Here is a 10,806-nt window from a genome sequence, read left to right as displayed (position 1 = left end):
GCACCGGTGGGGGCGGCTGCGCTGGGGTCGGCGGCGGACATGGCGCTCATCCTTTCAAGGTCAGCCCGGGCGTGTTCAGGATCAGGTCCTTCACGGCCGCGTAGTAGCGCACATAGCCGGTGCAGCGGCACAGGTGGGGCTGCAGCGCCTCGCCCACGACCTGTTCCACATCGGCCGCGCGGATGGGCGCCTTGGCCAGGCGCTCGACCAGCACCGTGGCCGCGATGACGAAGCCCGGCGTGCAGTAGCCGCACTGGAAGCTGAAATGCTCCAGGTACTTTTGTTGCACGGGGCTGATGGCGATGACCTTGCGCGGCTGGCCCGAGGTACCCGAGGCGCCCGAGGCGGCCGGGGCTGATGGGGGCGCGGTATCCGCGCCGGCCGGGTCGGCAATGCCTTCGATGGTGCGGACCTTGCGGCCCTGGAAGTAGTGGGCGCCGGTGATGCAGGTGCGCATCTCGCGGCTGCCCTCGGGACCGTCCACGATGATGGTGCAGGCCCGGCATTCACCGATGCCGCAGCCCAGGCGCGAGCCGGTGAGGTTCAGGTATTCATGCAGGAAGTCGATCATGGGCATGCCTTCGGGCACGTCCATGGGGCCAACGGTCTGGCCGTTGACGGTCAGCGACAAGGGGCGCGGGACAAGGCTCATGGTGCGAGTGCCTCCCTGATCTTTTGCGGGGTCACGGGCAGGTCGTGGAAGCGCTTGCCTATGGCGTGGTGCAGTCCGTTGACGATGGCGGCGACGATGGGAATCATCACCACCTCGGCAATGCCCTTGGGTGGATCGGTGTCGGACAGCGGGGGCAGCAGCTCGGCCGTCTGCTTCCAGACCGCCACCTCGCTGCCGCGCGGCAGGTGGTAGCGGTGGAAGTTCCAGTTGCCGTCGCCGGGGCCGCCCTCGTACAGCGGCATGGTTTCGTACAGCGCATGGCCTATGCCCATGGCGATGCCGCCTTCGAGCTGGCCGTGCACCAGCTCGGGCACGATGGGCCGCCCGCATTCCATGATGGAGTGGTGGGCCAGCAGCTCGACCGCGCCCGTGCCCGTGTCCACCGCCAACTCGACCAGGGCCGCATTGGCGCTGTAGTAGGTGACGCCCGCGTTGTTGCGCTGCATGGGCGGATAGAACAGGTTGCGCCGCGCAATCATGCGGTAGCCGGCGGCGCTGCGCCGCGCGGTGACAGAGGCCTCGACGGGCGTGGCCGCCTGCGGCGTGTCGCTGGTGTCAGGGGCCGGCGTGACTGCGGCAGCATCGGGCGCGCTGCCCAGGCGCACGGCCAGCGCGTCCAGCGGCCGGCGCGCGCTGGTGCCCAGGATGTCGAAGTCGGCCTCGGCCCATTGCCAGCGGTTGAAGGTATGGCCCACGGCGCCCGTGACCAGCTGCATGGCATGGGCCTTCTGGGCCAGGGCCTGCAGGGACAGCGGCTGCATGCCGTTGGCCGTGAGCATGCCGTTGACCCAGCGCGCATCCTCGCGGCGCACCACGTAGGGCGCCTTCTGGCCGCCGCCCGTGCCCTGGCTCCAGATGGCGACGGCGGCCGGCCACAGGCCGTGCTCGAAGACCACGCGCGCCGTCTCGCTGGTGGCGTGGCTGTAGTAGTAGGCCGAGTTGCTGGCGCTGGCCGGCGAGGCGTAGACCGGCGTCCACAGCGGCCGGGTGGCGAAGCGGTCCTGGTCGGCCTGGGGCATGGTGTAGTTGTCGCCCTCGGCCTTGAGCGGCAGCTCCGGCCAGTCCAGGCAGGCGGTCTGCAGCTCGTCGGCGGGCTTGCCGAACCATTGAACGCACAGCTGGGCCTGCGAGGTGCCCATGCCCGTGCCGATCTCGGTGCCCGAGTGGTGCAGCAGCACGCGGCCCTGGGGCGATATCTCGATGCGGGCGAAGGCCGCCTCGCCGCCCGTGCCGAAGTCCTTTTGCACGCAGGCAAAGCCCACGCCGTAGCGCTGGCCCGGGTGGCTGGCCTCGTAGGCGGTCTTGCGCTTGGCGCGCTCGGTCCACAGCGGGTGACGGCGGGCGCGCTCCAGCACCTCGTCGGCGCGCAGGGCGCCAGCGGCAATGGCGCCCTGGGTGTTCTTGGCGCCCGAGGTCAGCACGTTGCGCAGGCGCAGCTCGATGGGGTCGATCTGCAGCAGTTCGGCGATTTCGTCCACCATCATTTCGGTGGCCGCCATGCTCTGCAGCGTGCCGTAGCCGCGTGCCGAGCCCGCGTCCAGCGCGCGGCTGGCCAGGGCCACGGCGGTGATGTCGTTCTTGGGAAAGTAGTAGATGGACTGCGCCGCCGTGCCGCCGACCATGGCGACCGAGGGCGAGAAGTTGGCCCGGCCGCCGCCATTGGCCGTCATGTTGGCCACCAGGCTCTGGAAGAGGCCGGTCTTCCTGTCGATGGCCATGGTGTAGTCGATCTCGAAGGCATGGCGCTTGAGCGAGGACTGGAACTGCTCGAACCGGTCATTGGCCAGGCGCACGGGCTTGCCGTCCGCATACAGCGCGCAGACCAGGCCGTAGTAGGGCATGGGCGCGTGGTCCTTGGAGCCGTAGCCCACCGTGTAGCACGGGTGCACGAAAAGGCGCTTGAGCGGGAACCTGCTGGCCTGCACCATCTGCGCAGCCCATTCGGCCACCTCGTGCGGCGACTGCGTGGCCAGCACCATGTGCAGGCTTTGCGTGGCCGCGTCATACCAGCAGTTGGCGTTGTCGGGCTCCAGCGCGGCCGTGTCCACCGATTGCGTGGCGTAGTGGCGCTGCAGCACCAGCCAGTCGGCGGGCGGCGTGGCCAGCTCCTGGGCGATCTGCTCGGCCGCGCGCAGGCCGCGTGCCGTGACCGCGTCGGCCTTGGAGATCTGCGGCCAGACCAGCGGCTTGCGTTCGGCGGGGAACAGCGGGGCATCGCGCAGGCTGGAGAACACGTCTTCGTCAAAGGCCGTGGCGCCGCCCTGGCGCACATAGCGGAACACGCCCCAGGGTGGACGGTCCAGCGCGCCCGTGATGCGGCCGTAGCGGATGACGCCGGCCGTGGCCTGCAGCCTTTCCTTGGCAAAGCGAAAGCGCGCGAAGTCGTGGTAGATGAGGATGGCCACGGCCTGGCCCAGGTAGGCGGGGGTGTTGCCTGCGGGTAGCAGCATGTCCTCGCCATAGAACTCGGGAAAGGCCAGGCCGTCGCGCGCCAGGTCTTCGGCGGTGACCACGCGGTCGGGCGCCAGCTCGCCGTCCAGTGCGGAAAGGTCCATGCCGTCGAACAGCCGGTCGGCCAGCGTGGTGCGCACGATGAAGGCATGGGATTGCTGCTGGGGCCAGTGCGGCATGTCGCGTGCGCGGATATCGCGGGCGAAGACCTTGGCGCCCATGACCTTGGAGCGGCCATCGAGCCGCATGCGCGGCAGCTGCGTGGCCGGCTCGCGGGCCACGCTGCCCAGGACGCGGTCTTCAAAGAGGGCTGCATAGGCCTGGCTGGCCAGCGGCGCCACCCAGACGCTGACGCCTGCGATGCTGGCGGCCTGCAGAAAGCCGCGCCGCGACAAGGGAGCCGCGCCGGCCTGGCTGCCGGCGCCGGAGTGTTGTTCTGGGCGCATGGCGCTCTTCTCCTGTGGGGTTGAGCCCACTGTAGGAGGGCGCATGCCGCGCGGCCTGTCAGCAAAGGCTGCTTCTGGCGTCAGCGCGGCGGCAGCGGCGGGTGCCTGCCATCGTCAAAAGCAGGAGCGGGCCAGGGCCGCCAGGCCGCGACGGCAGCGTGCCGGCCGCACTGTCAATCAGACGCCGCCGCAAGAAGGGCCTTGCCGCGGTGCTCCGTGGCGCCGCGCATAGCCCGGCAGGGCCAGGGCGTGTCCACATTCAGGCATAGTTGAGGGTTGTGCAGAAAGTAGTGAAGTCCCGGGCATAACCGGAGCTTCTTATTACTTAATTTTTTTATAGTTTGCGTTTTTATACGCGCAACCTATATTTGCTCCCACTTCCCAACAATGCGCAGCGGCGTCCCCAGGCCGTCCTGCGCCGCGGCGTTTTTTCATGATCGAGATTCGGGATCTTTCCCTGACCTACAAGGGCCCCACCGGGCCCGTCCATGCCTTGCGGGGCATCAACCTGCAGATCGAGTCGGGCGAGGTGTTCGGCATCATCGGCCGCAGCGGCGCGGGCAAAAGCTCGCTGGTGCGCTGCCTGAACCTGCTCAACCGCCCGACCTCCGGCCAGGTGCTGGTGGGCGGCCGTGACCTGATGCAGCTCAGCGATGCCGAGCTGCGCACGGCGCGCCGCGACATCGGCATGGTGTTCCAGCATTTCAACCTGCTGTCCTCGCGCACGGTGTTCGACAACGCCGCGCTGCCGCTGGAGCTGGCGGGCATGTCGGCGGACGACATCAAGAAGCGCGTGGACCCGCTGCTGGACCTGGTGGGCCTGAGCGCGCTGCGCGACCGCTATCCGGCGCAGATATCGGGCGGGCAAAAGCAGCGCGTGGGCATTGCGCGCGCGCTGGCCAGCCACCCCAAGGTGCTGCTGTCGGACGAAGCCACCTCGGCCCTGGACCCCGAGACCACGCGTTCCATCCTGGACCTGCTGCGCAAGGTCAACCGCGAGCTGGGCCTGACCGTGGTGCTGATCACGCACCAGATGCAGGTGATCAAGCAGATCGCCGACCGCGTGGCCGTGATCGACGGCGGCGAGATTGCCGAGCTGGGCCCCGTGATCGACGTGTTCACGCGCCCGCAGCAGGCCATCACGCGCAGCCTGATCGACGAGATCGTGCCCCAGCAACTGCCCGAGTCGGTGGCCGTGCGCGTGAATGCGCTGGCCGCCCAGCTGGCGCCGGGCCAGCAAGGCCGGCTGCTGCGCCTGTCGTATGCGGGCGAGAGCGCCTACCAGCCCATCCTGTCGCACCTGATCCGCGAGCTGGGGCTGGACCTGTCCATCCTGCATGGCCAGATCGACGAGATCCAGGAGCAGACCTTCGGCTCGCTGGCCGTCTTCGCCAGCGGCGACGCGGCAAAGATCGATGCCGCCGTGGACCATCTGCGCGCCACCGGCGTGCAGGTGCAGATCGTTTCCACCAAGGATTGAGCGATGTTTGAGAATTTTTCGGAAATGATGCTGGAGCTGTTCGTCAGCTCGCTGTGGGAGACCATCATCATGGTCGGCGTCTCGGGCCTGGTGGGCGGCCTGATCGGCATTCCCCTGGGTGTGTTCCTGCGCCTGACCGACCACGGCGGCGTGCTGCAGAACGGCCCGGCCAACAAGATCGTGGGCTGGATCGTCAATGCGCTGCGCTCCACGCCCTTCATCATCCTGCTGGTGGCCATCATCCCGCTGACGCGTCTGATCACGGGCTCGTCCATCGGCACCTGGGCGGCCGTGGTGCCGCTGACCATTGCGGCAGCCCCCTTCGTGGCGCGCCTGGTGGAGACCGCGCTGCGCGAGGTGGACAACGGCCTGGTGGAAGCGGCCCAGTCCATGGGCGCCACCACGGGCCAGATCGTCTGGAAGATCCTGCTGCCCGAGGCGCTGCCCGGCATCGTGGCGGGCCTGACCATCAGCTTCGTGAGCCTGACCGGCTACTCGGCCATGGCCGGCGCCATTGGCGGCGGCGGCCTGGGCGACCTGGGCATCCGCTACGGCTACCAGCGCTTTTTGCCCGACGTGATGCTGGCCGTGGTCATCATCCTGATCTTCTTCGTGCAGGCCATCCAGAGCCTGGGCGACTGGGCGGTGCGCAGGTTGAGCCACCGCTGATCCACACACCCCGGCGGCCGGTGCGGCTGGCGTGGCCGGGGCGGCAAGCTGCCGCGAGATTGTCTGAAAGAGGGATTCCATGAAAAAGCGCGCATTGCTTCAATCGCTGGCCCTGGCTGCCGTCCTGCCCCTGGCGGGAATGGCCGCGCTGCCGGCCCATGCGGCCGACGGCTCGGTCACCATCGGCGTGACCTCGGGCCCGCATGCCCAGATCGCCGAGGTGGCCAGGAAAGTGGCCGAGAAGAACGGCCTGAAGGTGAAGCTGGTCGAGTTCGGCGACTTCATCCAGCCCAATGCGGCGCTGTCGCAGGGCGAGCTGGATGCCAACATCTACCAGCACCAGCCCTTCATGGACGCCCAGAACAAGGACCGCGGCTACAAGCTCGTGCCCGTGGCCCGTGCGGTCAACCAGCAGATGGGCGTGTACTCCAAGAAGATCAAAAGCCTGGCCGACCTCAAGAGCGGTGCGCGCGTGGGCATCCCCAACGACCCCACCAATGGCTCGCGTGCGCTGATGGTGCTGGCCGCGCAAAAGCTGATCGAACTGAAGACCGGCGCGGGCGCCCGTGCCTCGGTGCTGGGCATCACGGCCAATCCGAAGAAGCTGAGGTTCGTCGAGCTGGAGGCCGCCCAGCTGGCGCGCTCGCTGGACGACCTGGACGCTGCCGCCGTCAACAGCAGCTACGCCGTGGCCGCAGGCCTGTCGCCGCAAAAGGATTCGCTGGCGCTGGAAGCCACGGACACGCCGTACGTGACCGTGCTGATCGCCACGCGCGCCGGCCATGAAAAGGACGCGGGCCTGCAGGCCTTCGTCAAGGCCTATCAGTCGCCCGAGGTGCGCCAGTTCATCGACACGCAGTTCAAGGGCGCCTACACGGCGGCCTGGTAAGAGCATGGGCAGCCTCGCATCCCACCGGGTTTCCGACGCGGACTTCGTGGCCGCCATCGGCGTGCAATGGCAGCACCGCCCGCTGGCGCCCGAGCCCGGCCTGGCCGCGCTGCTGGCGCAGGCCCAGCTGGACGACGGCGGCAAGGCCACCGTGGTCCAGGCCGTGGGCATGCTGGTGGTCGACGAATGCGTGGCCCATGGCTACCACAGCATGGACCTGGTCGTGCTGCACCCAGGCACGCCGGGCCTGGACGAGGCGCTGGAGCGCTTCGACAAGCCTCACACCCATGCCGATGACGAGGTGCGCTACATCCTCGAAGGCGAAGGCCTGTTCGGATTTTTTGATGCCCACGGCCAAGAGCGCGTGCTGCGCGTGCAGCCCGGCGACTACCTGCGCATACCGGCCGGCGTGGAGCACCGCTTCACGCTGACCGCCACGCGGCGCATCAAGGCGCTGCGCCTGTTCGCCGACACGGCGGGCTGGGTGGCGCAATATACCCAGCGGCCCGCCGCTGCCATGGAGGTGCCTGCATGAGCCTGCCTGTCCCGACACTGTTCCAGACACTTGACGAGGCGCTGTTCACGCGCGCCCAGGACCTGCTCGACGAGGAATGGCTGCGCAGGGATGCCGACCTCGCCCCCGTGCTGCCCGTGGTGCTGGCGCGCGGCGTGGGCCAGGACTGGCACAAGGCCGGCACCTTCCGCCACCACCTGGCGGGCGTGGCCCGTTCGCTGGCGCTGTGGCGCCAGCCGCGCGACGTGCGCCTGCTGGGCCTGCTGCACAGCGTCTACGGCAACGCCTTCGTGGACCTGGTCAAGTTCGACGCGGGCAGCGAGCGCGGCCGCCTGCGCGAACTGGTGGGCGAGGGCGCCGAGCACCTGGTCTACCTGTTCTGCACCATGAGCCGCACGCAGTTCATGCAGAAGATCCTGGCCGGCGACCTGGCCGAAGACGGCTCCATGGCGCTGGAATCCGCCGGCCGCAGCCAGCGCCTGAGCGCCTATGAGGTGGCGGCCTTCACCATCGTGAGCATGGCCGATGCCATGGAGCAGTGGTTCAGCTGGCAGGAAGACATCTATTCGCAGTTTCCGCAGGTGCAGAACCAGCGGCAGCAGAGCGTGCACTGGGCGGCCTCGCTGTGGCCCGGTCCCATGCGGCCTGCCAGCCGCATGCTCAGCCAGATCAGCGACCTGGGCCGTGCGCTGCAGCACCCGGCGCTGCGCGCCCAGCTGCCGCTGCCGCCGGTGTTCGACCATTGCAGCCGGCAGCTGTCGCCTGGCGACGAGGCCGCTGCCGTGTCGCTGTACTGGTCGGTGATCCAGCTGGACCAGCCGCTGGTGGACCTGGACGCCGCCACGGCCGTGCTGGAAAGCGCCGTGCGCCTGAACCCCTGGGTGGGCGAGCCGCAGATGGTGCTGGCCCAGCTCTACCTGTCTGCCGGCCGCGCCGACGACGCCGCGCGCGCAGCCACCAGCGCGCTGCAGTGCTTCAGCGGCTGGGGCAATGCCTGGGACAAGCGCGTGCAGTGGGACGCCTGGATCGCCTGGACGCGCATCCTGCTGCAGTCGGCGCAGCAGGGAAGCTGGCCCGAGCGTCTGGACAAGCTCAACAACCTGGCCCTGAAGGGCTGAGATGCAAAAAAGCCTGGCGCGAGAGCCAGGCTTTTTTGTGATGGGAGCGCGCCCGCGCCTTATTTGGCCGGCGCCGTTCCGGCCTTGGCGGCCGGCGCAGCGCTGGCGGGCACGGCGCCATCCTCGATCGCCTCGGGGTGCATGGGCCGGCGTGCATAGCGCTGGGCCAGCACGGCGCAGACCATGAGCTGCAGCTGGTGGAAGATCATCAGCGGCAGCACGATGGCGCCCACGGCGCTGGACTCGAACAGCACCTTGGCCATGGGCACGCCGCTGACCAGGCTCTTCTTGGAGCCGCAGAACACCAGGGTGATCTCGTCCTCCTTGGAAAAGCCCAGGCGGCGCGCCGTCCATGACGTGATGACCAGCACCAGGGCCAGCAGGATGGACGACAGCAGCAGCAGGCCCAGCAGCGCGGGCAGGGGCGTCTGCTGCCACAGGCCGCTGATGACGGCGGCGCTGAAGGCCGTGTACACCACCAGCAGGATGGAGCCCTGGTCCACGAACTTCACGCGCTTGGCATGGCGCGAGATGAAGCCGCCGATCACGGGCCGCAGCAGATGGCCCAGCACAAAGGGCAGCAGCAGCTGCAGCGCGATCTTGCCGATGGCCTGCAGCGCGTCGCCCCCTTCGGCGCTCTTGTGCAGCAGCATGCTGACCAGGATGGGCGTGATCACGATGCCCATCAGCGTGGAGGCCGATGCGCTGCACACGGCAGCGGGCATGTTGCCGCGCGCCATGGCCGTGAAGGCGATGGCCGATTGCACCGTGGCCGGCAGCGTGCACAGGAAGAGCACGCCCATGTACATCTCGGGCGTGACCAGGGGCTCCAGCACGGGGCGCAGCGCCCAGCCCAGCAGGGGAAAGAGCACGAAGGTGGCCGCGAAGATGGTCAGGTGCAGGCGCCAGTGGCCTATGCCGGCAAAGATGGCCTCGCGCGAGAGCTTGGCGCCGTGCAGGAAGAACAGCAGGCTGACCATGAGCGTGGTCGCCACCTCCAGCCATTGCGAGACGGTGCCCGAGGCGGGCAGGAAGCTGGCCAGTGCCACGGTGGACAGCAGCATCAGCGTGAAATTGTCAGGGGCGAAGCGGGGGCGTGCCATGGGAAAACTCTCTCCAACTAACTATCGGTTCGTGCAGCCAGGCTGCAAGGCCCCGATTGGACGCCACGGCCATTGAAAAGAGAAATGGATTTATCTGATGGTTTTATAATTTTTCCGTATGAATATCAGCCTGCGCCAGCTGCGCGCCTTCCTGGCCGTGGCGGAAAGCCGCAACTTCAGCCGCGCCGGCGAGCTGATGGCGCTCACCCAGCCCGCCGTCAGCCGCAATGTCACCGAGCTGGAGCAGGCCCTGGGCGTGCAGCTTTTGCACCGCACCACGCGCGAGGTGGAGCTGACCGACGCCGGCCGACTGCTGCAGGGCCATGCCACGCGCGTGCTGGACGCGCTGGATGAATGCCTGCTCGAAGTCAGCGGCCTGGCCACCCAGCGCCTGGGCAAGGTGCGCGTGGCCAGCAGCCCCACGCTGTCGGCGCATCTGATGCCGCGCTGCATTGCGCGCTGCCGCGAGCAGGCGCCGGGCATCGAGCTGCTGCTGCTGGACCGCATCCAGAGCGATGTGCTGCAAAGCGTGCGCAGCGGCGAGGTGGACTTCGGCGTGGTCATCGACCCGCAGGGCCGCGATGACCTGTACTGCGAAACCATACTCAGCGAGCCCTTTTGCCTGGTCTGCCCGGCCACGCACCGGCTGGCCCGCAAGCGCCAGGTGGCCTGGAGCGACCTGGCCGGCCAGCCGCTGGTGCTGCTGGACCACGCCTCGGGCAGCCGCCGCCTGATCGACGCCGCGCTGCAGGCCCACGATGCCGAGGCCGCCGTGGTGCAGGAAGTCGGCCACACCACCACCATCTTCTGCATGCTCCAGGCGGGCCTCGGCCTGAGCGTGGTGCCGGAACTGGCCGTGCCGCAGGCATGGCGAGCTCCCGCGAGTGGCGCCCCCACCCCCGACGCCCTCGCCAGCCGCCCCCTGCTGCCGCGCGTGCAGCGCGACATCATGCTGGTGCGCCGCCGCCAACGCGAACTGTCGCCCGTGGCGCAAAGCGTGTGGGATTTGATCAGGGCGGAAGCGGCGCGCCTGTGAGGCTGTGGTGGGCGAGGATCAATCCATGTGCCAGTTCAGGCACTGCAAGTCGGGCACACGAGAAAACTCCCGGATATTGCGGGTGACCAGCGCTGCCTTATGGCGCAATGCAGTTGCTGCGATCAAGGTGTCGTGCGGTCCTATCGGCATGCCCTTGGCCTCCAGCGCTGCGCGTAAGCGGGCGGCATGAGTCGCGCATTCGCTGTCGAATACCAGCAACTGCATGGGGCGCAGGAGTTGCACCAATGCCTCAAGACGGGGCGCGGAGGCGGCTGGTGGCAAGCGTTGCAGTCCATAACGCAGCTCGTACTCCACGATGGCCGGTACGCCGATGTCGGTGGGGCGCAAAGCCTGCAGGCGAGGCACTACCTGCGGGTCTCCGCGAAAGTAGTAGCTGATGGTGTTGCTGTCGAGGATCAGCATGGCC

10 protein-coding genes are annotated in these 10,806 nt (G+C 68.4%); 6 read left to right on the top strand and 4 right to left on the bottom strand.

Annotated features, from left to right (window positions below; all coding sequences use genetic code 11):
- Positions 1 to 46 precede the first annotated feature (46 nt).
- Both GRX31_RS20045 and GRX31_RS20040 read right to left on the bottom strand, forming a co-directional pair.
- The gene (locus GRX31_RS20045) at positions 47 to 652 is read right to left on the bottom strand and encodes a (2Fe-2S)-binding protein (protein ID WP_160854423.1); all 606 of its coding nucleotides are present in this window, start codon (positions 650 to 652) and stop codon (positions 47 to 49) included.
- Complete coding sequence (locus GRX31_RS20040; protein WP_160854421.1) at positions 649 to 3,570, bottom strand: xanthine dehydrogenase family protein molybdopterin-binding subunit; 2,922 nt, start codon at positions 3,568 to 3,570, stop codon at positions 649 to 651. The genes GRX31_RS20045 and GRX31_RS20040 overlap by 4 nt, the downstream gene beginning before the upstream one ends.
- A 433-nt stretch (positions 3,571 to 4,003) precedes the next feature.
- Here GRX31_RS20040 and GRX31_RS20035 point away from each other — a divergent pair, with 433 nt between their 5' ends.
- From GRX31_RS20035 to GRX31_RS20015, 5 genes are all read left to right on the top strand, one after another.
- Entirely contained in the window at positions 4,004 to 5,050 is a 1,047-nt protein-coding gene (locus GRX31_RS20035; protein WP_047217318.1) for a methionine ABC transporter ATP-binding protein, read from the top strand.
- A gap of 3 nt (positions 5,051 to 5,053) precedes the next feature.
- A complete protein-coding gene (locus GRX31_RS20030) occupies positions 5,054 to 5,719 on the top strand; it encodes a methionine ABC transporter permease (protein ID WP_012205011.1) in 666 nt (221 codons plus the stop codon).
- Between the two features lie 79 nt (positions 5,720 to 5,798).
- On the top strand, positions 5,799 to 6,608 hold the full coding sequence (locus GRX31_RS20025; protein WP_160854419.1) for a MetQ/NlpA family ABC transporter substrate-binding protein: 810 nt from the start codon (positions 5,799 to 5,801) through the stop codon (positions 6,606 to 6,608).
- A 4-nt stretch (positions 6,609 to 6,612) separates the two neighbouring features.
- Positions 6,613 to 7,143 (top strand): cupin domain-containing protein, encoded by a 531-nt coding sequence (locus tag GRX31_RS20020; RefSeq protein ID WP_017404667.1) that lies wholly within the window; start codon positions 6,613 to 6,615, stop codon positions 7,141 to 7,143.
- Positions 7,140 to 8,240 (top strand): DUF6817 domain-containing protein, encoded by a 1,101-nt coding sequence (locus GRX31_RS20015; protein WP_160854417.1) that lies wholly within the window; start codon positions 7,140 to 7,142, stop codon positions 8,238 to 8,240. Before GRX31_RS20020 ends, GRX31_RS20015 begins: the two co-directional genes overlap by 4 nt.
- A gap of 59 nt (positions 8,241 to 8,299) precedes the next feature.
- On the opposite strand, the gene GRX31_RS20010 is transcribed toward GRX31_RS20015, so the two are convergent.
- The gene (locus tag GRX31_RS20010) at positions 8,300 to 9,343 is read right to left on the bottom strand and encodes a bile acid:sodium symporter family protein (RefSeq protein WP_017404669.1); all 1,044 of its coding nucleotides are present in this window, start codon (positions 9,341 to 9,343) and stop codon (positions 8,300 to 8,302) included.
- 118 nt (positions 9,344 to 9,461) lie between these two features.
- Here GRX31_RS20010 and GRX31_RS20005 point away from each other — a divergent pair, with 118 nt between their 5' ends.
- Positions 9,462 to 10,379, top strand: coding sequence for a LysR family transcriptional regulator (locus GRX31_RS20005; protein WP_160854415.1), 918 nt, complete (start codon positions 9,462 to 9,464; stop codon positions 10,377 to 10,379).
- Between the two features lie 18 nt (positions 10,380 to 10,397).
- Here the strand turns inward: GRX31_RS20005 and GRX31_RS20000 are convergent, their stop codons facing one another.
- Positions 10,398 to 10,802 (bottom strand): PIN domain-containing protein, encoded by a 405-nt coding sequence (locus GRX31_RS20000; RefSeq protein ID WP_160854413.1) that lies wholly within the window; start codon positions 10,800 to 10,802, stop codon positions 10,398 to 10,400.
- Positions 10,803 to 10,806 lie beyond the last annotated feature (4 nt).

Origin of the sequence: Delftia sp. CH05 (genome assembly GCF_009827015.1) — a bacterium.
Classification (GTDB): domain Bacteria; phylum Pseudomonadota; class Gammaproteobacteria; order Burkholderiales; family Burkholderiaceae_C; genus Comamonas; species Comamonas tsuruhatensis.
This window is presented reverse-complemented; position numbering and strand designations above follow the sequence as displayed.

Bases quoted from the DNA above. Each gene is read 5' to 3' on its own strand.
- GRX31_RS20030 (WP_012205011.1), top strand. From the start codon at position 5,054: ATGTTTGAGAATTTTTCGGAAATGATGCTGGAGCTGTTCGTCAGCTCG.
- GRX31_RS20035 (WP_047217318.1), top strand. From the start codon at position 4,004: ATGATCGAGATTCGGGATCTTTCCCTGACCTACAAGGGCCCCACCGGG.
- GRX31_RS20020 (WP_017404667.1), top strand. From the start codon at position 6,613: ATGGGCAGCCTCGCATCCCACCGGGTTTCCGACGCGGACTTCGTGGCC.
- GRX31_RS20005 (WP_160854415.1), top strand. From the start codon at position 9,462: ATGAATATCAGCCTGCGCCAGCTGCGCGCCTTCCTGGCCGTGGCGGAA.
- GRX31_RS20010 (WP_017404669.1), bottom strand. From the start codon at position 9,343: ATGGCACGCCCCCGCTTCGCCCCTGACAATTTCACGCTGATGCTGCTG.
- GRX31_RS20045 (WP_160854423.1), bottom strand. From the start codon at position 652: ATGAGCCTTGTCCCGCGCCCCTTGTCGCTGACCGTCAACGGCCAGACC.
- GRX31_RS20000 (WP_160854413.1), bottom strand. From the start codon at position 10,802: ATGCTGATCCTCGACAGCAACACCATCAGCTACTACTTTCGCGGAGAC.
- GRX31_RS20015 (WP_160854417.1), top strand. From the start codon at position 7,140: ATGAGCCTGCCTGTCCCGACACTGTTCCAGACACTTGACGAGGCGCTG.
- GRX31_RS20040 (WP_160854421.1), bottom strand. From the start codon at position 3,570: ATGCGCCCAGAACAACACTCCGGCGCCGGCAGCCAGGCCGGCGCGGCT.
- GRX31_RS20025 (WP_160854419.1), top strand. From the start codon at position 5,799: ATGAAAAAGCGCGCATTGCTTCAATCGCTGGCCCTGGCTGCCGTCCTG.